18 protein-coding genes and 1 tRNA gene are annotated in these 20,975 nt (G+C 73.4%); 9 read left to right on the top strand and 10 right to left on the bottom strand.

Going from position 1 to position 20,975, the window contains the following annotated elements:
- Positions 1-6: 6 nt before the first annotated feature.
- The 6 genes from LG274_RS08500 to LG274_RS08525 are packed head-to-tail and all read right to left on the bottom strand — an operon-like array spanning position 7 to position 7,875.
- On the bottom strand, positions 7-2,004 hold the full coding sequence (locus LG274_RS08500) for a protein kinase (RefSeq protein ID WP_404463931.1): 1,998 nt from the start codon (positions 2,002-2,004) through the stop codon (positions 7-9).
- Positions 2,001-3,446 (bottom strand): penicillin-binding protein 2, encoded by a 1,446-nt coding sequence (locus LG274_RS08505; protein WP_248116692.1) that lies wholly within the window; start codon positions 3,444-3,446, stop codon positions 2,001-2,003. The genes LG274_RS08500 and LG274_RS08505 overlap by 4 nt, the downstream gene beginning before the upstream one ends.
- Positions 3,443-4,879 carry an FtsW/RodA/SpoVE family cell cycle protein gene (locus LG274_RS08510; protein ID WP_298710821.1) on the bottom strand — a complete coding sequence of 479 codons (1,437 nt, stop codon included), beginning with the start codon at positions 4,877-4,879 and terminating at the stop codon, positions 3,443-3,445. The genes LG274_RS08505 and LG274_RS08510 overlap by 4 nt, the downstream gene beginning before the upstream one ends.
- The gene (locus tag LG274_RS08515) at positions 4,879-6,447 is read right to left on the bottom strand and encodes a PP2C family serine/threonine-protein phosphatase (protein WP_248116688.1); all 1,569 of its coding nucleotides are present in this window, start codon (positions 6,445-6,447) and stop codon (positions 4,879-4,881) included. The genes LG274_RS08510 and LG274_RS08515 overlap by 1 nt, the downstream gene beginning before the upstream one ends.
- Before the next feature lie 4 nt (positions 6,448-6,451).
- Positions 6,452-7,042 carry an FHA domain-containing protein gene (locus tag LG274_RS08520; RefSeq protein ID WP_248116686.1) on the bottom strand — a complete coding sequence of 197 codons (591 nt, stop codon included), beginning with the start codon at positions 7,040-7,042 and terminating at the stop codon, positions 6,452-6,454.
- Entirely contained in the window at positions 7,039-7,875 is an 837-nt protein-coding gene (locus LG274_RS08525) for a DUF3662 and FHA domain-containing protein (protein ID WP_248116684.1), read from the bottom strand. Before LG274_RS08525 ends, LG274_RS08520 begins: the two co-directional genes overlap by 4 nt.
- Before the next feature lie 152 nt (positions 7,876-8,027).
- Here LG274_RS08525 and LG274_RS08530 point away from each other — a divergent pair.
- Positions 8,028-8,111 (top strand) — tRNA-Leu (locus tag LG274_RS08530).
- A gap of 109 nt (positions 8,112-8,220) precedes the next feature.
- Here the strand turns inward: LG274_RS08530 and LG274_RS08535 are convergent.
- Positions 8,221-8,421, bottom strand: coding sequence for a hypothetical protein (locus LG274_RS08535; RefSeq protein ID WP_248116682.1), 201 nt, complete (start codon positions 8,419-8,421; stop codon positions 8,221-8,223).
- 22 nt (positions 8,422-8,443) lie between these two features.
- On the bottom strand, positions 8,444-9,607 hold the full coding sequence (locus tag LG274_RS08540) for a DUF1524 domain-containing protein (RefSeq protein WP_404463935.1): 1,164 nt from the start codon (positions 9,605-9,607) through the stop codon (positions 8,444-8,446).
- A 389-nt stretch (positions 9,608-9,996) separates the two neighbouring features.
- Between LG274_RS08540 and LG274_RS08545 the strand changes: the two genes are divergently transcribed.
- Positions 9,997-11,277 (top strand): Glu/Leu/Phe/Val dehydrogenase, encoded by a 1,281-nt coding sequence (locus LG274_RS08545; protein ID WP_298987844.1) that lies wholly within the window; start codon positions 9,997-9,999, stop codon positions 11,275-11,277.
- Positions 11,278-11,368: 91 nt separating this feature from the next.
- Here the strand turns inward: LG274_RS08545 and LG274_RS08550 are convergent, their stop codons facing one another.
- The gene (locus LG274_RS08550) at positions 11,369-11,719 is read right to left on the bottom strand and encodes a universal stress protein (RefSeq protein WP_248116675.1); all 351 of its coding nucleotides are present in this window, start codon (positions 11,717-11,719) and stop codon (positions 11,369-11,371) included.
- Positions 11,720-11,886: 167 nt separating this feature from the next.
- Between LG274_RS08550 and LG274_RS08555 the strand changes: the two genes are divergently transcribed.
- The 3 genes from LG274_RS08555 to tctA are packed head-to-tail and all read left to right on the top strand — an operon-like array spanning position 11,887 to position 14,955.
- Positions 11,887-12,891, top strand: a complete 1,005-nt coding sequence (locus tag LG274_RS08555) for a tripartite tricarboxylate transporter substrate binding protein (protein WP_298710807.1) — start codon at positions 11,887-11,889, stop codon at positions 12,889-12,891.
- Positions 12,888-13,448, top strand: coding sequence for a tripartite tricarboxylate transporter TctB family protein (locus tag LG274_RS08560; protein WP_248116671.1), 561 nt, complete (start codon positions 12,888-12,890; stop codon positions 13,446-13,448). The genes LG274_RS08555 and LG274_RS08560 overlap by 4 nt, the downstream gene beginning before the upstream one ends.
- A gap of 1 nt (position 13,449) precedes the next feature.
- Positions 13,450-14,955, top strand: coding sequence for a tripartite tricarboxylate transporter permease TctA (gene tctA, locus LG274_RS08565; RefSeq protein ID WP_404463938.1), 1,506 nt, complete (start codon positions 13,450-13,452; stop codon positions 14,953-14,955).
- A 111-nt stretch (positions 14,956-15,066) separates the two neighbouring features.
- Here the strand turns inward: tctA and LG274_RS08570 are convergent, their stop codons facing one another.
- Positions 15,067-16,026 (bottom strand): HpcH/HpaI aldolase/citrate lyase family protein, encoded by a 960-nt coding sequence (locus LG274_RS08570; RefSeq protein WP_404463940.1) that lies wholly within the window; start codon positions 16,024-16,026, stop codon positions 15,067-15,069.
- Between the two features lie 398 nt (positions 16,027-16,424).
- Between LG274_RS08570 and LG274_RS08575 the strand changes: the two genes are divergently transcribed.
- From LG274_RS08575 to LG274_RS08590, 4 genes are all read left to right on the top strand, one after another.
- Positions 16,425-16,961: a YceI family protein gene (locus tag LG274_RS08575; RefSeq protein WP_248116665.1), complete on the top strand. Its 537-nt coding sequence runs from the start codon at positions 16,425-16,427 to the stop codon at positions 16,959-16,961.
- A gap of 158 nt (positions 16,962-17,119) precedes the next feature.
- Positions 17,120-19,093, top strand: coding sequence for a long-chain fatty acid--CoA ligase (locus tag LG274_RS08580; protein ID WP_298986784.1), 1,974 nt, complete (start codon positions 17,120-17,122; stop codon positions 19,091-19,093).
- A 172-nt stretch (positions 19,094-19,265) separates the two neighbouring features.
- On the top strand, positions 19,266-19,991 hold the full coding sequence (locus LG274_RS08585; protein WP_404463943.1) for a dienelactone hydrolase family protein: 726 nt from the start codon (positions 19,266-19,268) through the stop codon (positions 19,989-19,991).
- Positions 19,992-20,128: 137 nt separating this feature from the next.
- Complete coding sequence (locus tag LG274_RS08590; RefSeq protein ID WP_404463945.1) at positions 20,129-20,965, top strand: hypothetical protein; 837 nt, start codon at positions 20,129-20,131, stop codon at positions 20,963-20,965.
- Positions 20,966-20,975: the final 10 nt, after the last annotated feature.

The raw sequence follows: 20,975 nt of genomic DNA on the forward strand, positions 1-20,975 counted from the left end.
CTGGCGTCAGCCGGCGGGGGTCGCCGTGGACGTCGGGACGTCCGTGGCCGAGGGGTCGGCCACGCCGGGCGAGGAGGCGCCCCCGCCCGCGGGGGACGGGGTGCTCGTCTCGGCCGACGAGGGGTCGGGGGGAGTCGGGGCCGGGGCCTCCGTGGTCGGCTCCGGGAGGGGCTCGGCGGCCGAGGAGGTCGGGGAGCCCTCGGGGGTCACCGGGGCGGCCGGGGTGCTTTCGGCGGGCTGGGAGGTGCTGGGCGCGGCCGGCGGCGCGGCGGGGGCTGAGGACGACGCCGGGGCCGGCTCCACCGGCGGGGCCGCGGGGGCGGTCCCCGAGCCGGCCGTGGCCACGATCACCTGGACGGGTGTGTCGAAGCGGTGCCGCTCCCCCGAGCCGGGCACGACGCGGACCACCTCGCCGGCGGCGCCGTCGGCCTCCGGATCGTCCACACGGTCCACGCTGAACCCGCGCTCGCGCAGCAGCGCGACCACCGTGTCCACGGGCTGGCCCACGAGGTCCTGGGGGAGTGTCCCGGCGCCGGTGGAGACGGCCAGGGTCACGGTCTGGCCGCGTTGCAGGGGGCCCACGGGGTTCACACCCATCACGGTGCCCTCCGGCTGCGGGTCGTCACGGTCCTCCTGCGCCACGGTCAGGCCGAGCCGCTCCAGCTCGGGGCGCACCTCGGCCACGGGGCGGCCCCGGTAGGCCTCGGCGTCCACCTGGACGGCCGAGGCCGAGGGGGAGGAGCCTGGGGCGCCGCCGTCGCGCGCCCCCATGACCAGGGGCCACAGCAGGGCGCCGAGCACCGCGAACACGAGGAGGGCGAGGAGGGCGATGAGCGGCCAGCGGGGTCCGCGGCGCCGGCCCGCGGGCGCGGAGCCCGACCGGGGCGCCGCCGCAGGGGCGCCCCAGGACTCCCCGGCCGGCGCCACCATGGGCGAGGGGCGGGTGTCCGCCGGGCGCGTGGCGGAGATGTCCTGGTCGGCCTGGGGCGCGGACGCGGCGGCCACGGGCAGTTCCGCGGTGGCTGGGCCGTCCCCGCCGCCCCGGCCGTCCTCGGAGCCGCTCTGATGCGTCGCGCGCATGCCCGCGTAGTCGAGCGTGGCGGTCTCCTGGTCCGCCTCGGCCGGCACGCCCTGCTCCTCCAGGAACGAGGCCAGCACGGGCGCGGCGGCGACGGCGGCCCGTGTGTCCCGCTGGCGCAGGGCGTCCGCCGCGTCGGAGAGGGCCGTGGCGTCGGAGGGACGCTCCCTCGGGTCCTTCGAGAGCATGCACATGATCAGCGCGCGGACCGGCGCGGGGACGGTGTCCGGCAGCGGCGGAGGGGTGTCGTTGACCTGCGCGAGGGCGATCGCGATCTGGGACTCGCCCGTGAACGGCCGGCGGCCGGCGAGGGCCTCGTAGCCGATGATGCCCAGCGAGTAGATGTCCGAGGACCCGGTGGCCTGCTGGCCCGTGGCCTGCTCGGGGGCCAGGTACTGGGCGGTGCCCATCACCTGCCCCGTGGCCGTCAGCGGCACCTGGTCCGCCAGGCGCGCGATCCCGAAGTCCGTGACCTTCACCCGGCCCGAGGGCGTGATCATGAGGTTGCCGGGCTTCACATCCCGGTGCACCAGGCCCTGCGCGTGGGCGGCGGAGAGCGCCGCGGCGGTCTGGGAGATGATCCGCAGGGTGCGCTCCGGGGAGAGGGAGGTCTCCTTCTCCAGGATCGCGGAGAGCGGCTGGCCCGGCACGAGCTCCATGACGAGGTAGGCGGAGCCCTTCTCCTCGCCGTAGTCGTACACGTTGGCCACGCCGGGGTGGTTGAGCAGGGCGGTGTGCTGGGCCTCGGCCCGGAAGCGGCGCAGGAAGTTGGGGTCGCCCGTGTACTCCTCCTTGAGGATCTTCACGGCCGTGATCCGGCCCAGGACCTTGTCCCGCGCCTTCCAGACCTCGCCCATGCCGCCGATCGCGATCCGATCGGTCAGCTGGTACCTGCCCCCGAGGGTGATCCCCGATGTCGGCCTCATTCTGCGACCACCGCTTCCATGATGCTCTTCATGCCCTCCACCACTGTCCGGTGTCCGAAACTCGTGTCCACGTCCTCGATGACGATCGTCACCGCGACCTGCGGGTCCTGCGCCGGCGCGAAGCCGGTGATCCATGAGTGCACGTTCTCACTGTCACCGATCTCCGCCGTGCCCGTCTTCGCCGCGATCCTCATCCTGTCCGAGGCCGCGCCCGTCGCGGTGCCGCTGCGGACGACCTCCTCCATCATCCCCGTGATCTGCCGCGCCACGTCCGCGTCCGTGCCTCGGCCGTGCTCCCGGGGGCTGAACTCCTCCACCGTGGTCAGGTCCGGGCGGCGCACAGCCCGCACCAGCTGCGGCTCCATCACCATCCCCTCGTTGGCGATGCCCGCGGCCACCATGGTCATCTGCAGGGCCGTGGCCTGCACGTCGCGCTGCCCGATGGCGGACTGCGCCAGGGACGCGTCGTCGAGGTCCTCGGGGAAGCGGGACGCGGCGATCGGCAGCGGCATCGAGCCCTCCTCGTTGAAGCCGAAGCGCTCGGCGGTGTCGCGGATCGCGTCCTCCCCGAGCTCGACGGCGGCCATCGCGAAGGGGGTGTTGCAGGACTGGGCCATGATCGTGGTGAGCGTGGCCTTCTCGATGCCGTCGCACTGGCCGCCGTCGTAGTTGCCCATCTGCGCCGAGGTGCCGGGCAGGGTCCACCGCGCGGGGACGTCCAGGACGTCGTCCGGGGCGTAGTCGCCGGACTCCAGCATGGCGACGGCGTCGATCAGCTTGAACGTGGAGCCGGGGGAGACCGTCTGCTCGGACGGACGGTTGCGGTACGCGCTCGCGCCCGGGATCGCCTCGAGCGCGGACATGGCCTCCTGGGCCTTCGCACGCGTGTGGGAGGAGAGGGCATTGGAGTCGAAGCCCGGGCGGGAGGCCATCGCGAGGATCTCGCCCGTCTCGGGGTCCGTGACCACCACGGAGCCGCGCACGCCCTCGGGCAGCGCGGCGTAGGCGGCGCGCTGGGCCTCCGGGTCGATCGTGAGCTCCACCTGGTCGCCCTCCGCGGTGGCGCCCGTGATGATCTCCACGGCGCGGTCCATGAACTGCGAGGTGGGGGTGCCCGCGAGCTGCTCGTTCATGGCCTTCTCCAGGCCCTCCGTGCCGTACGTGAGCGAGTAGAAGCCGGTCAGCGGCGCATACAGCGCGGTGTCGTGGTAGACGCGCTGGTAGGTGAAGGCGTCGTCGGACTCCACGGACTCGGCGATCGGCTCGCCGTCCACCAGGATGGGCCCGCGTGGTGCGCCGAACTCCAGGAAGATCTGGCGCGAGTTCAGGGGGTTCTGCTTGAGCCGGTCCGCGGCCACCACCTGGATCACGGAGGCCGCTGCGGCCAGCACCAGGAACATGGCCACCATGACCGTCCACGTGCGTCGGATCGCCTCGTTCATCGCGGGCCACCCCCCGTGGAGGAGGAGCCGGAGGCGACGGCGGCGCGCGGCAGCTCCGCGCCCGGGTCGAGGTGGCCGGCGCCGGGGCCCGAGGCGTTCACCATGGCGTCCACCACGACGGGCCGGCGGGCCGCGTGCGAGATGCGCAGCACGAGGCCCACGATGATCCAGTTGGCCAGCAGGGACGAGCCGCCTGCGGCCAGGAACGGCGTGGTCAGGCCGGTGAGCGGCAGCACGAGGGTGACGCCGCCCATCACCACGAAGACCTGCCACGCCATGGTGAAGGCCAGGCCGGAGGCGAGCACCTTGCCGAACGCGTCCCGCACGCCGAGGGCCGCCCGCATCATGCGGGTGACGAGGAGCAGGTAGAGCACCAGCACGGCGGCCAGGCCCACGAAGCCGAGCTCCTCGCCGATGCTGGCGAGGATCATGTCCGAGAAGGACAGCGGCACCTGGGTGGGGTTGCCCGCTCCGAGGCCCGTGCCCATGAGGCCTCCGGAGGCCATGGCGAACAGGCCCTGGACCACCTGGTAGGAGCCGCCGAAGTCCCGGTGGTAGATCTCCGGGTCGAACGCGTGGAGCCAGATCTGGAAGCGGGCGGTCACGTGCGGCATGAACAGGAACGCCAGCACCGCGCCCGCGGCCACCAGGCCCAGGCCCAACAGGATCCAGGAGAACCGCGAGGTGGCGATGTACAGCATGGCCATGAACATGCCGAAGAAGAGGAGCGCCGAGCCGAGGTCCCGCTGGAACACGAGCACGCCGAGCGCCACGAGCCAGGCCGCCACGAGCGGGCCGAGGTCGCGTACCCGGGGGAACGTCAGCGGGCCCACGCGCCGCCCGGCCAGCAGGATGAGGTCCCGGTTGGCGGAGAGGTACCCGGCGAAGAAGATGGCCAGCGTGATCTTGGCGATCTCGCCCGGCTGGAAGGTGCCGAAGCCGACGTTCACCCAGATGCGGGCGCCGTTGGCGCTCAGACCGAGGCCGGGCACGAGCGGCAGCACCAGGAGGAGGGCGGAGGCCGCCAGGAAGAGGTACGGCCAGCGGCGCAGCAGCCGGTGGTCCCGCACCAGGAACACCAGGGCCGTGGCCACCGCGACGGCGAGGACGGACCACATCAGCTGCGAGTCGGCGCTGGCCCCGCGCGTGTCCTCGCTGAGCCGGCGGATCACGGCGATGCCCAGGCCGTTGAGCAGCGCGGCGATCGGCAGGATGAAGGGGTCCGCGTAGCGCGCGCGCAGGCGCAGCACGACGTGCATCACGAGGGTGGCCGCGGCGAAGACCCCGAGGGGCACGAGGTCCGTGCGGGTCACGGTGCCGCCCGCGCCCAGGATGCCCAGCAGGTCCGCGCCGACGGCCACGGCCAGGGCGAAGACCAGCAGGATCAGCTCGGTGGTGCGGCGCGGCCGCGGCGGGGAGATGACGTCGGGCATCAGCGCTCGCCTCCTTCCGGGGTCTCACCCGTGGGCGCGGGGGCGCCGGGGGCGAGGGACTCGCTCAGCTCGGTCACGATCTGCTCGGCGTGGCCGAGGTCACGGGCCGCCATGCCGGAGCGGACGCGCTCCTGGGCGTACGAGGGGAGGCCGTCCACGGACAGGTCGGTCCGCCGGTCCACATGGGAGAGGTCGAGCGGGCCCAGGTGCTGGGGGACGCCGCGGTACACGGCCACCTGCCCGGCGTCCTCGCCCACGTAGTACTGGGTCTGGGTCCACAGGTAGCCCCACAGCGCCACGGCGGCGAGGAGGAGGGCCAGCAGGGTGGTGAACACGGGGATGAACCAGCCGCGGCGGTACTGCGTCGGCTTCCCGTCGCGCCTGCGGCGGCTGCCGTCGTCGGCGCCGTCCGCCGGGGACTGCGCGGTCGCGGAGCCCTCCGGGGTCCCGACGGCGCCCGCCGCCGGGGTGTCCGAGGCGGACGCGGCCTCCGCCTCCCCGGGGGTCCCGGGACGGCCGGACGGGCCGACGGCGGAGTCGAGCGGCGCGGGGGTGACGGACTCGCCGCCGCTCGTGAGGAGCGCGGCCGTCCGGCGGGGACGGTTCTCCGGGGCGGGCGTCTCGCCGAGCAGGGCGGCCGCGCGGCGGCGGGTGGAGCTGCGGGTGACCACGGGGATGCGGTCGGTCTTCACCGCGGAGGAGGCGGCGCCCACGATCAGGTGGGGCCGCGCCGCGAGGTCCTCGCGCAGCAGGCGCCCGGACACCGCGCCGGCCTCCGGCGCCTGGGCCACGGCCAGGGCGTCCTCCGAGAGGTGCACCTCCGGCGGAGGGGCGAGCTCCTCGGGCGTGCCCTCCGCGACCTCGAACACCACGATGGTGACGTTGTCCGGGGCGCCGCCCTTGAGGGTGAGGTCCACCAGGTTGTCCACCACGGTGTTGAGGGCCTCGCCCTCGGCCAGCTCCTGGTGGATGCGCTCCACCGTGACCACGTCCGTGAGTCCGTCGGAGCAGAGCAGCCAGCGCTCGCCGGCCGCCACGGGCACGTCGAACACGTCGAGCTCGGGGGAGGCGTCCACGTCCCCCAGCACCCGCATGAGGACGTTCTTGTTGGGGTGGAACTGCGCCTCGGCAGCCTCCAGGCGGCCCTCGTCCACGAGCTTCTGCACGAACGTGTGATCGCGCGTGACCTGGGAGAACGCGCCGTCGGCGAGGCGGTAGGCCCGCGAGTCGCCGATGTGCGCCATGTGCAGCGTCTCGCCGGCAAGGAGCGCGGCGGTGCAGGTGGTCCCCATGCCGGCCAGCTTGGGGTTGGCGTGCACGAGCTCGTTGAGGATCAGGTTCGCGTTCTGGATCTCGTCCGGCAGGACCGTGCCCGGGTCCTTATAGCCGACGTCGTCCAGCGGGGCCAGGTCCAGCACCGTGGAGGCGCTCGCGACGTCGCCGCCCACGTGCCCGCCCATGCCGTCCGCGAGCACCGCCAGGTGACGGCCCACGTAGGCGGAGTCGTCGTTCTTGGAGCGCACGCGTCCCACGTCGGACCGAGCGGCGAAGCGGAGGACGAGGGTCATCGGATCAGGCCTCGAGCCTCATGACGGTCTTGCCGATGCGGATCACCGATTCCGGGCCCACGGGCAGGGCGCGGGTCACGGGCGCGCCGTCCACGGCGGTGCCGTTGGTGGAGCCCAGGTCCTCGAGGAACCAGCGGGTGCCCTGCGGGAAGAGCCGTGCGTGGCGGCCGGAGGCGTAGTCGTCCACGAGGACCAGGCCTGCGTCCTGCGCGCGCCCCATGAGCAGCGGGCGGCCGTCCAGCTCCACCGTGCGGCCCGCGAGCGGGCCCTCCACGACGCGCAGGGTGCGGGCCAGGCGCGGGGCGGGGAGGGTGGGGGCGCTCGCGGCGGCGGGCGCGGCGTGTGCGGGGGACGACGACGGCGCCGCGGGCGAGGACCCGGCCGCGGAGGCTCCGGCGGTGGCCGGGACGGGGCCGGCGGCCACCCGGGCGACGGGGGCCTGGACCTCGGCGTCGCGCCGGGCCTGCTCGAAGCGGGTCTTGTTGCGTCGGCCCACCACGAGGTCTCGTCCCTGGGAGAGGACGATCGAGATGATCAGGATCCACAGGGCCAGCAGGAGGCCGAGGCGCAGCACGGCGATGGCGAGCTCGTTCATGCCCGGGTCCCTCCGGTCGGCGCGGCGGCGTGGAAGACCAGCTCGGTCTGGCCCACGGTGATCCGATCACCCTCGCGCAGGGTGGTGGAGCCGTCGACGCGACGGCCGTTGACGAGCACGCCGTTGCGGCTGCCCAGGTCGATGAGGGTGACCGTGGCGCCCACCCGCACGAGGCGTGCGTGCTCGCGGGAGACCGAGGTGTCCGGCACCACGAGATCGGCGCGCTCGGCGGACCGGCCCAGCACCACGTCCGTGGTGTCGATGCGGTGGTGGACGCCGTCCAGCTCGAGTGCGGGAACGCGGGGCCGGGCCGGCTCGCGGGGCAGGACCACGGTGGGCTGGACGGCCGGCGCAGCGGCTCGGCGCGGGGCCGGCCGGCGTGCGGGCTGCGGTGCTGCCGGTGCCGGCGGCGGTGCGGGGGCAGTCGGCGCCGGAGCGGCGGGGGAGGAGGAGCTCGAGGAGCCGTCGTCGAGGTGCGAGACGACGCGCAGGCTGCCGGGGCGGACCGCCTCGTCCGCGTGGAAGGCCACGCGCACCGCGCCGGGGAGGCCGTACCCCTGGGTCTCGGCGTGGCGGATGACCTCGTCGCAGAGCTGGCTCGCCAGGGGGCTGCCCCACGCGCGGGCACGCTCGAAGTCCGCGGGGGAGAAGTGGACCACGAAGTCGTTGGGCGCCACCGTATGGCCCTCCGACAGGGCGAAGGACTCGTCGTCCATCGCGTGCCGCAGCGCCGTGGCGATCTCCACCGGCTTCACCGAGCGTGAGCCGCCCGCGGAGAACGCGGAGCGCACGGCCTTCTCCAGGCCGTGTTCGAGGTTGTCCAGAAGTCCCACCGATGGGGCCCCTTTCCACAGTCGTCGCCTCCGATAGTACGGGGCCGGACCGTGGCGAGAGGATTTGCGGGGTGGCCGGGCGTGCGGGTAGAGTATCTCTCGCTGCCTGCGGCGGTTCGTGTGAAAAGCGGATCACGAGCAGGAAGTCACTCGCGCGAGTGGCGGAATAGGTAGACGCGCTGGCTTCAGGTGCCAGTGTTCGAAAGGACGTGGGGGTTCAAGTCCCCCCTCGCGCACAGCGGGCCGGACGCCGGCCGCACGGAAGGACCCGGGAACCTCGGAAGAGGATCTCGGGTCCTTTCTGCATGTCCGGGCAGGGGCGTGCTCGTGCCCACGCTCAGGGAGTCAGGCGGACCGGGAGTGGCCCGTGAATCTGTACCCGATCGGGTACTCGGCGTAGAGAACACGGCGCGGGAAGAGGCAGCTCACCTCGTCGGAGAACGCTGCCGCCGCCGAGCGGGATTCGAAGACGCCCAAGACGGTGTTGTCCGGCGTCTCATCCTGGAGGACGATCCAGACACTCGGGCGGTCCTTTTCTGAATTCATGTGGTGATCATGCACTCCAGCCTCACTCGCAGACGACCCCGTCATCGTCGCCGTCGCGGTACCAGGCGTACTCGGGGTCCGAGCCGGGCGCGTAGGGGCCGTACCCGGCGTCCTTGGCCTTCTTGCAGCTGCTGAAGCGCGGGTCCGTCGCGGATTCCTCGGCTTCAGCCTCATCCGGTTCGGCCGCCTCGGGCTCGGTGGTCGCCAGCCGGGGCGCGGCCTTGGTCGGTGCGGGTTTCGGGGCGGGAGCGGGCGCCGCGCTGCTCCTCACGGGCTCCGGCGCCGCCTGCGGTTCGCTCATCGCCCCCGGCGACGCGCCGCCGTCGGGAAGCTCCTGGTCCGGGCAGGACTCGAGTACGCGTTCCATCGCGCCCTTCTCCCCGTCGGTGACCCACAGCGTGTAGGTCATCTTCACCGCGATCTGCCGCGCCACGTAGGGGCACCGCGCCGCGCTCCGCGGAGGCAGCCACGAGGCGGCGTCGGCGTCGGACTTCTTCTGGTTGGACGGGCCGTCCACGGCCAGCAGGTTCAGCGGGTCGTTGGCCAGGGCCGTCCGCTGGGCCTCGGAGAGCCCCTGGGCGCCCTTCTGCCACGCGTCCGAGAGCGCCACGACGTGGTCGATCTGCACCGCCTCCGACGTCCCCTGCCCGCGCGTGAAGTGGATCTGGGTGCCCGTGTACGGGTCCTCGAGGACACCCGTGAGCACGACGCAGTCCCGCGTGCCCGGCTTGAAGGTCTCGTCCACGAGGTCACGGGCAAGGACGTCGTTGCGCGTGTCGCAGCCGTTGTGGTCCGTGTCCGTCCACGCCGGGCCGAACTCCGCGCGGTCGTAGCCCGTCTTGGGCGCGCGGCCCTTCACCTCCAGCCGCTCCAGGGCCGCGAGGGCGCTCCCGGATCGGGCCTGCCCCTGGGCCTCCGGCGCGGACGACGACGTCGGCGCGGGCTCGGGAGGGATCGTCGCCTCGGGCGTCGCGGACCCCGACGGCGGCACGGCCGTCGTCGTAGGGCTGGAGGCCGCCTCGGGTGCGGGCAGCGTGGGTTCGGCCGCCCGGGTGACGGACGCGGCCGCCCGGCTCGGGTCCGGCGTCGGCGTGGAGGCGGTGCTGTCCGGGGGGACGCAGCCGGACGCGAGGAGCGCGAGGGCGGCCGTGAGTGCGGCGAGGGCGCGGGAGCGGGGGAGGGGCATGCGAGGGGTCCGGTCTGTCCCCAGGCGGACGGCTGTCCCGCGGTCGGCCCTCCTGGGTGCGGGCGGCCGCGGGGGCACCTCGGGGTCAGCGGGACGATCCGGCGCGGGTGCGGGGGCCGGATCGGGGAAGGAGAGTGTTCCACCCTATCGGCGGGGGTCGTCCCCCCATGTCAGGGGCGGGTCCGGCGCGTGTCGTGGGGTGTGACGCGGGCCGCCGTCGCCCGTCCCTGGGGTGTGGCGCCTCCGGCCACTACGCTGGCCGGGTGCCCGCTGACCGTCCACCTGACGGCGCGGGCGTGAATCCGTCCGGACCGGCCTCCCCACTGACGTGGACGCCTGCTCAGGTCCGGCCGGTGACCACCCCCATCACCGACCGAGGACGTTCAACGATGACGACCACCCCGACCGGCGCCGCCACGGCGCCGGCGCCCCGCTCCCCCCTGGACGACGCGCAGGCCCAGCTCGCCGCCGCCGTCGCCACGCTGGGCTACGACGAGGGGCTCCACCAGCTCCTCGCCACCCCCCGCCGCGAGATGGCCGTGGCCATCCCGCTGCGCCGCGACTCCGGTGAGGTCGAGGTGCTGCGAGGCTACCGCGTGCAGCACAACCTCTCCCGCGGCCCCGCCAAGGGCGGCGTGCGGTTCGCTCCCCACGTGGAGCTCGACGAGGTCCGCGCGCTGGCCATGTGGATGACCTGGAAGTGCGCCCTCCTGGACGTGCCGTACGGCGGCGCCAAGGGCGGCGTCAGCATTGACCCGCGCCAGTACTCGGCCGGCGAGCTCGAGCGCGTCATCCGCCGCTACACCTCCGAGATCCTGCCGATCATCGGCCCGGACCAGGACATCCCCGCCCCGGACGTGGGCACGGACGAGCGCATGATGGCCTGGATGATGGACACCTACTCCACCAGCCGCGGCCACACCACGCTCGGCGTGGTCACCGGCAAGCCCGTCGCCCTGGGCGGCTCCCTGGGCCGCGCGTCGGCGACGTCGGCCGGCGTCGTGCACGTCGCGCTCGCCGCCCTGCGGCACCGCGGCATCAAGCCCGAGGGCGCCACCGCGGTGGTCCAGGGCTTCGGCAAGGTCGGTGCGGGCGCGGTCGAGTTCCTCGCGGAGGCCGGCGTCAAGGTCGTCGCGGTCTCGGACCAGTATGGCGCCGTGCACAACGCGAACGGCCTGGACTACGACTCGCTGCTGGCGCACATGAAGGAGACCGGCAGCGTGGTGGACGCCCCGGACACCGAGCCGATGGACGCCGCCGCCGTGCTGACGATGGACGTGGACCTGCTGGTCCCGGCCGCAGTCGAGGGTGTGCTCACCGAGGAGAACGCGGGCGACGTGACGGCGCGGATCGTGGTGGAGGGCGCCAACGGGCCCACCACCTCCGCCGCCGACCGCATCCTGACCGAGAACGACGTCCTCGTGGTGCCGGACATCCTGGCCAACGCGGGCGGCGTGGTCGTCTCCTACTTCGAGTGGGCCCAGGCCAACCAGGCCTACTGGTGGTCCCGCCAGGAGGTGGACGAGCGCCTCGAGAAGCGCATGGTCACCGCGTGGGACGCGCTCCTGGAGGCCAGCCAGAAGCGAGGCCTCACCCTTCGTGAGGCCGCCACCGTGACCGCGGTGGAGCGGGTGGCCGACGCGCACCTGCTGCGCGGCCTCTACCCGTGATCGGGGGCGCCTGAGGGCGCCTGTGCACTGCACCTCGGCCCCGCGTCTCCCCCTCGGAGGCGCGGGGCCGACGTCGTCACCGGGGTGCGGGTCAGGGCTTCACGCAGAGCACGGGCACGCGGGCCTCGAGGATGAGCTGCTGGGCGGCGGAGCCCAGGAGGAGCTTGCCCACGGGGGAGCGGTGCTTCACGCCCACCACGATCCGCGTCGCGCCGATGCGCTCGGCGTGGTCCAGCAGATCTCCGACGGCGTCCCGTCCGCGCTCCTGGGCATGCTCCACGGACACCTCGACGCCCGCGTTCCCCGCCTCGGACGGGTCCGGCTCCGTGCCGTCGAGGGAGAAGTACACAAGGTTCTCGCCGCGCAGGGCGGCCTCACTCAGGGCGGCCCGGTGGGCTGCGGCGCTCTCGGGGGAACCGGTGCCGGCGATCACGATAGTCATGGGGTCCACTGTGCGCGATGGGTCGGGCGTTTGTCCCCTCCAGGAGCCATGTGGCGCCCTCGATCGAATGTGACCCACATCGCTGATACCGTCTCACCACCACTCGCACCAAGACCCGTCGGCGCGGATGTCTCCGCCCTGCCGGGTCTCGTCAGAAGGACCCCAGCATGCCCTCCTCCTCGACGGCCGATCCGCCTCGCCGCGGCGGCCTCGGCCGCCTCCTGTTCTCCGTGGTGGCGGTGATCACCGTCATCGTCGCCAGCGCGTTCTCCATCGGCTCGGCCTCGGGCGGCACGGACGTCCGCACCAACCTCACCCTGATCGCCCCGGCTGCGGCCGGCGGCGGCTGGGACTCGTTCCAGCGGGAGCTCCAGCAGGCGATGCGCGTGAACGGCCTGGTGAACAACGTGCAGGTCGTGAACATCCCCGGCGCCGGCGGCACCATCGGCCTGGGCCAGCTGAGCACGCTGGAGGAGCCGAACAACCTGATGGTGGGCGGTACGGGACACATCGCGACCCACGCGGCCCGGGGGGCGGGACCGCAGCTGTCCGACGTCACGCCGATCGCCCGGGCCGTGGAGGAGTACAACCTCGTGGTGGTCCCCGCCGACTCGCCGTACCAGAGCATGGACGAGCTCATCGAGGCATGGCGCGCGGATCCGCCGCACGTGGGGTGGACCGGCGGCGGATCCTTCGACCAGCTCGTCATGGCGGACCTCGCCGGGCAGGCCGGGATCGATGTGGAGGAGACCACCTACATCAACTCCGACGGCGGCGGAGAGGCGATCCAGGCCCTGCTGAACGGCACCGCCCAGGCCACGGCGGGCGGCTTCGCCGACATGTACCCCCAGGTGCAGGGCGGCCGCCTCCGGGCGCTCGGCGTGGTGGCCCCGGGGCGACTCACGGGCGTCGAGGACATCCCCACGCTGCGGGAGCAGGGCTACGACGTGACGCTGACCAACTGGCGCGGCCTCTTCGCCCCTCCCGGGATCTCCACCGAGGACCGGGCCGATCTCGAGGCGCTCGTCACCGAGGCGCTGCAGACCCCCGAGTGGGCGGACGCGGTGGAACGCAACTACTGGAACCTCGTGCCCCTGACCGGGCCGGAGCTCGAGACGTTCATCGACGACGAGGTCCAGCGCATCCAGAGGCTGACGGAGGAGATCCGATGAGCGACTCGACCACCGTCCCCGCCGTCTCGCCCGAGCGCTCCCGCTGGGGGCGTGCCACCGGCCTCTCGGCCCTCGTCATGCCCGGCGTGCTGGCGGCGTTCAGCCTCTACCTGCTGATCGGCTCGCTCCGCATGGACACCGAGGGGATGGACTTCCCCGGCCCCTCGTTCTTCCCGCTGATCCTCGCGGCGGTCGGGCTGGTGCTCGCCGTGGCCCTCGCCGTCCAGGTGGCGGTGACGCGCGAGTCCCCGGAGGGCCAGGCGGACGCGGACGGCGAGGTCGGCCAGCCGGCCGGTCCCCTCACCCGCTTCCACTCCGACTTCTCCGCCCTGGCCTGGGTGTTCCTGGGCTTCCTGGCGTTCGCTCTGCTGCTGCCGTGGCTCGGCTGGATCCTGGCCGGCGCCCTGCTGTTCTGGACCGTGGCCCGCGCCTTCGGCTCGCCGCGGCCGGTGTTCGACATCCTCGTGGCCCTGTTCGTCTCCTCGCTCGCGTACCTCGCGTTCGCGGTCGTGCTCGGTCTGACCCTGCCCTCGGGCGTCCTGGGAGGTGGCTTCTGACATGGAGACGCTCGGTCTTCTGATGGAGGGCTTCGCGGGAGCCCTCACCCCGATGAACCTGCTGTGGGTGGTGCTCGGCTGTCTGCTCGGCACCGCCGTGGGCGTCATGCCCGGCCTCGGGTCGTCCATGGCCGTGGCCCTGCTGCTGCCCATGACGTTCGCGCTCGAGCCCACGGCCGCGTTCATCCTGTTCGCCGGCGTGTACTTCGGCGGCCTGTTCGGCGACTCGACCATGGCCATCCTGATGAACACCCCGGGGCAGGCCTCGGCCATCGCCTCCACCTTCGAGGGCCACCGCATGGCCCAGGACGGGCGCGCGGCCCAGGCGCTCGCGACGGCGGCGATCGGCGCGTTCATCGGCGGCATCATCGCCTCGGTGTGCGTGGTGTTCCTGGCGCCCGCGCTGGCCGAGTTCTCCACTAGCTTCGGACCGGCCGAGTACTTCGCGCTCGCCCTGTTCGCCTTCGTGGCCACCTCCTCCGTGGTCGCCGACTCCGTGCTTCGGGGCCTGGCATCGCTCGTGCTCGGGCTGGGCATCGCCGTGGTGGGCATCGACGGCGTCACCGGGACCGAGCGGTTCACGATGGGCTCCTCGCAGCTCTTCGACGGGATCCCGCTGGTGACCGTGACCGTGGCCGTCCTCGCCCTCGGCGAGGTGTTCCATGTCGCCTCCCGCGTGCGCCGCGAGCGGAGGGACCTGCGGATCCGCCGCACCGGCCGGCCGTGGCTCTCCGGGGCCGAGTTCCGCGAGGCCGCCCCCGCGTGGCTGCGCGGCACCGCGATCGGCCTGCCGTTCGGCATCGTCCCCGTCGGCGGCTCCGAGGTCCCCACGTTCCTGGCCTACTCCGCGGAGCGCCGCCTGGACAGGCGCCGCCGGGTCCCGATGTTCGGCAAGGGCGCCATCCGCGGCCTCGCCGCCCCGGAGGCCGCGGGCAACGCGACCACCGGCATGGCGATGGGCGCCCTGCTCACGCTGGGCCTGCCCGTCTCGGCGACCGCCGCGATCATGCTCGCGGCGTTCCGGCAGTACGGCCTGCAGCCCGGCCCGCTGCTGTTCGACCGCTCGCCCGACCTCGTGTGGGCGCTGCTGGCCAGCTTCTTCATCGCCATGGTGGTGCTCCTGGCCATCAACCTCCCGTTCGCCCAGCTGTGGGCCAAGCTCCTGCTCATCCCTCAGCACTACCTGTACGCGGGGATCACCCTGTTCTGCGGGCTCGGGATCTACGCCACCACGGGCGCCGTGTTCGACCTGCTCATGCTGCTGGCCCTCGGCGTGCTCGGCTTCCTCATGCGCCGCTACGGCTACCCGCTCGCCCCGCTCATGATCGGCATGGTCCTCGGGCCGCTCGCCGAGACCAGCCTCAGGGATGCGCTGCTGAGCTCGGTGGGCGATCCCGCCATCCTGGTCTCCAGCCCCATCACGTGGGTGATCTACGGGATCCTGGCCGTCGTCCTGGCGTTCTCCGTGCGTGCCGCCGTCGTCAGCCGCACCCGCCGGGACGTCTGAGCGGAGGCGGGATCCGCGCCCCCCGAGGCAACACGGGTTGAGTTGTCACCGGTGTGCGGCCTCCGCACCCGTGACAACTCAACCCGCGTTTCTGGTGGGCGACGGCCCCGCTCAGTAGTGGTACGTATCCGACGGCGCCGTGATCGCGTTGTCCTGGTCCGGGTACCGCGTGGAGTGCACCCCGAACGCGGCGGCCAGCCCGAGGATCTTCTCCGCGCGCGCCTTGCGGGGCAGGTCGGAGCCGTTGCGGATCTCGCCGCCGTCGGCCTCGAAGTCCGCGAGGAACTCGTGGGCCCACGCCAGCTCCTCCTGGGACGGGCTGAGCCCCTCGTTCACGGCCGCGCACTGCTCCGGCGCGAGGCACAGCTTGCCGGTCATGCCGAACTCCGCGGTCACCGCCGTCGCCTCGGCGAGCTTCACGCCGGTGGAACCCACGGTGGGCCCGTCGATCGCGCCCGGCAGCCCCGTGGCCTTCGCCGCGATCGTGAACTGGGACCGCGTGTAAGCCAGCGCCATCGGCGACTCGCCCAGGCCGGTGTCGCGGCGGAAGTCGCCGATGCCGAACGCCAGGCGGAACGTGCCCTTCGCGGCGGCGATCGAGTCGATCCGCTGCAGTCCGCGTGCCGTCTCCACGAGCGCCACCACGGGCACGCCCGGCAGCCGCTTCGCGGTCTCGTTCACGTGGTCGGTGGACTCCACCATCGCCAGCACGACGCCGGCCAGGCCGCCCTCGGCGACCGGCCCGCCCAGGTGCGCGGGCAGGGTCGCGGCGAGCGCCGCGACGTCGTCCTCCCACCACTTCGAGCCGTAGCCGTTGAGGCGCACCCACGCGGTGTGGCCCGAGGTGAGCCAGTCGACGGTGTCCTGCAGGGCCTTGGGCTTGTCCGCGGGGGCCACGGAGTCCTCGACGTCCAGGACCACGATGTCCGCCGCCGAGTCCTCCGCGGGCTGGAAGCGCTCGGGCTGCGCGGCGTTCACGAGCAGCCAGGAGCGGGCGAGCTCGGGGTCGATCCGCTGGCCGGGCACGGGGGAGAACGGCTGGGTGGGCGAGGGGGAGAGGGTGACGGTCATGGCTGGGCCTCCTTCAGGCGGGAGGGCGACGCGGGGGCGGGTCGCCGGGGCTGGTGTCGTCGTCGGACGGTCCGCGGGCGGGGTGACTCACGCGGATCGGTCGGACGGGGAGGACCAGGTGGGGGCCCGTCGTCGTCGGCGCGGGTCGGCGCCGGGAGCGGCCGCGGGTGGGCGGCACGTGTGGCCCAGGTTACAGGACACCGGTCGCGACGACGATGCCCGCGCCCCCGGCGCGCGAACGACGAGATTCCGCGGTTCACACGTGAAGTGTGACGGAGTGTTTCTGGCTTTCACGTGCAAGTCCTGGACGCGCGATGGAGAGAGATGTTTAGATTTGAAACAAGCACGGGGGAGCACCCTGTGACCGCAGATCCGAACATCCTTGAAGGAGCATCCCCATGACGCAGGTCACCCCCGGAACCTGGAACCTCGACGCCTCCCACACCGAGGTGGGCTTCACGGTCCGCCACGCGGGCATCTCCAAGGTGCGCGGCACCTTCCAGGCCGTCTCCGGCACCCTCACCGTCGCCGAGGACTTCGCCCGCTCCTCCGCGGACATCACCGTGGACATGCAGTCCATCGACACCAAGGACGCCAACCGCGACGGCCACCTCAAGGGCGAGGACTTCTTCGACGTGGAGAAGCACCCCACCATGACCTTCCGCTCGACCGAGGTCCGCGGCTTCGACGGCGAGGAGTTCGTCCTGGTCGGCGACCTCACCATCCTCGAGACCACGAAGCAGGTCGAGCTGGAGGTCGAGCTCGGCGGCCAGACCACCGACCCGTTCGGCACCACCCGCGTGGGCTTCGAGGCCAAGACCGAGATCTCCCGCAAGGACTTCGGACTGACCTGGAACGCCGGGCTCGAGGCCGGCGGCGTGCTGGTGGGCGACAAGGTGAAGATCGAGATCGACGCCGAGTTCGTCCAGGCCTGATCCGGGCCCGGCCCGCCGGACCCGCAGACGTCCGGGGCTGATCGTCTCCCCCCCCGGACACCCCACGACGCCGGCCGCCCCCACCCCGGGGCGGCCGGCGTCGCCGTGGCCGGACCGGGTGCAGGTCAGCGGGCCGCGGATGCACGAGAATCGTCACCATGGACTCCGCCTCCCCGGTCCCCGCCGCCCCGTCCGCCTCCCCGGTCCCCCGCCGCCAGGTGGACATGCCCGCCCTCGCCGACGCCGCCGAGCTGCGCAACATCACCGACGTCCTGGAGCGCCGCGTCGCGGGGCACCCCGACGTGGTGGCCTTCCAGGTGCGCCACCCCGCCGCGCCGTTCGACGCCCCGTGGGAGCCGGTCACCACGGCCGCGTTCCACGCCCGGGTGCGCGCGCTGGCCAAGGGCCTGATCGCGCTGGGGATCCGCCCGGGGGACGCCGTGTCCATCGTCTCCGCCACCCGGTACGAGTGGACCCTGATGGACCTCGCCTGCCTCTACGCGGGCGCCGTGGTGGTCCCCATGTTCGACTCCGCCCCGGCCACGCAGATGGCGGCGATCGCCGACGTCGTGGGCGTGCGCGCCGCCTTCGCCGGCTCCCGGGCCGCCGCAGCCACGCTGCGCGAGGCCCTCGACGCGCGGGACGGCGCCGCTCGCGGCCCCCACGGGTCCGCGGTGTGGACCCTGGACGACGCCGACGCCGACGGCGCCCCCGCCGGCGACCTGCGCGCCCTCGAGGCGCTCGGCGCCGACGTCACCGACGGGGCGCTCGAGGCGGCCCGCACGGCCCGAGGCCTGGACGACGTCGCCACGATCGTGTTCACGTCCGGCACCACGGGGGAGCCCAAGGGGACGAGGATCCTGCACCGGTCCTTCGTCCACCAGGTGCTCAACGTGGCCGAGGCCTACCGGGGGTTCGTGCACCCGGGCGGCTCCACCGTGCTGTTCCTGCCGCTGGCGCACGTGCTCTCCCGCGCCGTGCAGATGATCTGCCTGCACGGTGGGATGTCCGTGGCGCACGTGGGCTACCCGAAGGCCGCCGTGCCGTCCATGGGGCAGATCCGCCCGACCTTCGTGATGGTGGTCCCCGGCGTGCTGTCCAAGATCGTGCTCGGCGTGGAGGAGAAGGCGCGCGGCACCCGCGTGGGCCCGCTCTCCGTGGGCGTGCTCTGGGAGCGCGCCCGGGCGGCCGCCGTCGCGAAGGGGCGCGTGGTGCTGGGCGAGGACCCCAAGCTCCTGGTGCCCGTGCGCGCCCAGCTGGCCCTCTACGAGCGGCTCTTCTACCGCCGGGTGCGGCACCTGCTCGGCGGCCGGGTGACCCACCTGCTGTGCGGCGCGGCCAAGCTCGACCCGGACCTGCTGCGCCTGTTCACCGGCATGGGCCTGACCGTGTTCGAGGGCTACGGGCTCACCGAGACCACCGCCCCCGCCGTGGGCCATCGCGAGGGGGACGTGGTCCCCGGCACCGTGGGCCTGCCCCTGCCCGGGATGTCCGTGCGGATCGCCGACGACGACGAGATCCAGATGCGCGGCCCCGGCGTGTTCGCCGGGTACACCGACGAGGATGAGACCGCCGCCGCGTTCGACGGCGAGTGGTTCCGCACCGGGGACCTCGGCCGTCTCGACGACGACGACCGGCTCACCGTGACCGGTCGCGTCAAGGACGTGATCGTCACCGCCAACGGCAAGACCATCAACCCCGCCGCGTGGGAGCGCGAGGTGGAGCTGCACCCCGCGGTCGGCCACGCCGTGGTGATCGGCGATGGCCTGGACCACCCCACCGCCATGATCCTGCTGGACCGCGAGGCCCTCGCCGCGTGGGTGCAGCGTCACCTGCCGGACTGGCAGGTGCCCGACGCCGTGTCCGCCCGCCTGCGGGACGGCGCCGAGACCGCGGAGCGGTTCAGGGACGAGGCCGGGCGCATGATCGAGGTCTCCGAGCAGCGGATCCGCGACTCGGTGGGCGCGGCCATCGACGCCGCCAATGCGAAGGTCCCCGTGCCCGAGCGGCTGCGCTCCTACAAGGTGCTCCTGCCGGACCCCGAGGAGCTCGCCGCGCTCCTCACGCCCACGCAGAAGCTCAAGCGCTCGGCGCTCGCGGAGCGGATCGCGCACCTGCTGCCGAAGCGCTGAGGTGCCGAAGCGCTGAGGTGCTGAAGCGCTGACGCTCCGACGCTTCGGCGCGCCGGCGCGTTGTGGTCACGACACGCCGTCCGCCCCGGAGCGTGCGCGGCGTGTCGTGACCACAGCGCGGAGTGCGACCAGCCCTCGCCGCACCCCGGGCGCGATCCGTAGGGTGGGGCGCATGATGGCTTCCAAGACCCCGCACCAGAACGTCTCGTTCAACCTGCCCACGAAGGACGCCTCCCGCGACGGCGACCAGCAGGGCCACGGCTACCTGGCCCTGCCGGAGTCCGGGAAGGGGCCCGGGATCATCGTGATCCAGGAGTGGTGGGGTCTCGTGGACCACATCAAGGACGTGTGCGACCGCCTGGCCGCGGAGGGCTTCGTGGCGCTGGCACCGGACCTGTTCGGCGGCTGGATCGCTCACGACGGCGACGAGGCCGGCGAGATGATGCAGAACCTCCCCGCCGAGGAGGGCGCCCGCCAGCTGGCCGGCGCCGTCGACTTCCTGCTCGGGCGCGACGAGGTCACCTCCGAGACCGTCGGCGCGATCGGCTTCTGCATGGGCGGCGGCTTCGTGCTCGCCCTGGCGAACCAGCAGGGCGCGAGGGTCTCCGCCGCCGTGCCCTTCTACGGCGTGGGCCAGGGCGTGCCCGGCGACTTCTCCGGGGTGGAGGCCGCCGTCCAGGGCCACTACGCCGAGCGGGACCAGATGTTCCCCGTGGAGAAGGCGCGCGAGCAGGAGCAGCAGATCCGCGAGGAGTCCGGCGCGGAGGTCGAGTACTTCTACTACGACGCCGACCACGCCTTCCACAACGACGAGAACCCGGCGGGCAACTACCAGGAGGCCGAAGCGAAGCTCGCCTGGGGCCGCGCGGTCTCCTTCCTGAAGGAGAAGGTCCGCTGAGCCCCGCACGAGGCGGCCGCCCCTCCCGCTCCGGCGGAGGCGCGCGGCCCGGACGGCCCGGCGGCAAGACGGGTGCGGGCAAGGCCGGCGGGGCGAAGGGCGGCGCCGGCCGCCGTCGCGACGCCCCCGCGGCGAAGGTGCGCTTCGACGTCGCGGAGAACCCGCCCGAGACGCTGTTCCTGGCGACCATCCCCGGGGCGACGCCGTCCACGTGGGTCGGACGGTTCAGCTCGCGCGAGCGCGTAGTGAAGCTGGTCAACCACGACGAGTCGGCGCAGTTCGCGCACCTCGCCCATGACGCCTACGGGCTTCCGCTGCACCCGCTGCCCCAGCTGGGGTACGTGCGGTGGCGCCGCGACCGCACCCTGGACGAGGTGCTGACCGCGGCCGGCGTCGATCTGCGGCACGTGCACACGGTCACCTCCTACTCGGAGCTGCCCGTGGTGTGCGTCGGCAAGGACCACCTGCTCTCCGCGTGGGACGTGGACGCGGACGGCCCCGTGCCCATGGCCGAGCTCGACCCCGAGGAGGAGCTCGAGCCCGCCCGCTTCGCCCCGGCCCCGAGCGAGGACCCCCTGGACCCGGCCGAGGTGCCGGGCGCGGGCGAGCGCATGGCCATCGAGATCGCCGCGTCCGGCACCGGGCACGTCGTGCTGCCGATGTCCGTGGCGCGCATGTTCGGCCGCAAGGACGTCGTGGTGCTGCCCGTGGCCAGCGCGCTGGACGACGTCGTGGGCAAGTCCCGCGCCGACCGCGAGGCCGAAGCGATGCTCCAGGAGCTCGAGGGCGAGGCCGCCGTCGAGGACACGGGCGTGGAGGGCGAGGTGTCCGCGGAGGGGGCCGCCTACGAGGCCGGCGACCCCCGTCATCCCGGCTGGGACGTGGGCCTGGCCTGGCTCAAGGAGGCGGACACGCCGCTGGTCCAGATGTTCGTCGGCGTGAGCCGGGGACGGCGACCCGGGAGCTCGCGATGACCCGCGGGCA

The organism is Micrococcus antarcticus (genome assembly GCF_044872765.1).
Taxonomy (GTDB): domain Bacteria; phylum Actinomycetota; class Actinomycetes; order Actinomycetales; family Micrococcaceae; genus Micrococcus.

What these genes read in the sequence shown, in the direction of transcription:
- LG274_RS08550 (WP_248116675.1), bottom strand. Translation starts at nt 11,719, where the DNA reads ATGACTATCGTGATCGCCGGCACCGGTTCCCCCGAGAGCGCCGCAGCC.
- LG274_RS08520 (WP_248116686.1), bottom strand. Translation starts at nt 7,042, where the DNA reads ATGAACGAGCTCGCCATCGCCGTGCTGCGCCTCGGCCTCCTGCTGGCC.
- LG274_RS08560 (WP_248116671.1), top strand. Translation starts at nt 12,888, where the DNA reads ATGAGCGACTCGACCACCGTCCCCGCCGTCTCGCCCGAGCGCTCCCGC.
- LG274_RS08555 (WP_298710807.1), top strand. Translation starts at nt 11,887, where the DNA reads ATGCCCTCCTCCTCGACGGCCGATCCGCCTCGCCGCGGCGGCCTCGGC.
- tctA (WP_404463938.1), top strand. Translation starts at nt 13,450, where the DNA reads ATGGAGACGCTCGGTCTTCTGATGGAGGGCTTCGCGGGAGCCCTCACC.
- LG274_RS08540 (WP_404463935.1), bottom strand. Translation starts at nt 9,607, where the DNA reads ATGCCCCTCCCCCGCTCCCGCGCCCTCGCCGCACTCACGGCCGCCCTC.
- LG274_RS08545 (WP_298987844.1), top strand. Translation starts at nt 9,997, where the DNA reads ATGACGACCACCCCGACCGGCGCCGCCACGGCGCCGGCGCCCCGCTCC.
- LG274_RS08580 (WP_298986784.1), top strand. Translation starts at nt 17,120, where the DNA reads ATGGACTCCGCCTCCCCGGTCCCCGCCGCCCCGTCCGCCTCCCCGGTC.
- LG274_RS08500 (WP_404463931.1), bottom strand. Translation starts at nt 2,004, where the DNA reads ATGAGGCCGACATCGGGGATCACCCTCGGGGGCAGGTACCAGCTGACC.
- LG274_RS08515 (WP_248116688.1), bottom strand. Translation starts at nt 6,447, where the DNA reads ATGACCCTCGTCCTCCGCTTCGCCGCTCGGTCCGACGTGGGACGCGTG.
- LG274_RS08510 (WP_298710821.1), bottom strand. Translation starts at nt 4,879, where the DNA reads ATGCCCGACGTCATCTCCCCGCCGCGGCCGCGCCGCACCACCGAGCTG.
- LG274_RS08575 (WP_248116665.1), top strand. Translation starts at nt 16,425, where the DNA reads ATGACGCAGGTCACCCCCGGAACCTGGAACCTCGACGCCTCCCACACC.
- LG274_RS08570 (WP_404463940.1), bottom strand. Translation starts at nt 16,026, where the DNA reads ATGACCGTCACCCTCTCCCCCTCGCCCACCCAGCCGTTCTCCCCCGTG.
- LG274_RS08535 (WP_248116682.1), bottom strand. Translation starts at nt 8,421, where the DNA reads ATGAATTCAGAAAAGGACCGCCCGAGTGTCTGGATCGTCCTCCAGGAT.
- LG274_RS08505 (WP_248116692.1), bottom strand. Translation starts at nt 3,446, where the DNA reads ATGAACGAGGCGATCCGACGCACGTGGACGGTCATGGTGGCCATGTTC.
- LG274_RS08585 (WP_404463943.1), top strand. Translation starts at nt 19,266, where the DNA reads ATGATGGCTTCCAAGACCCCGCACCAGAACGTCTCGTTCAACCTGCCC.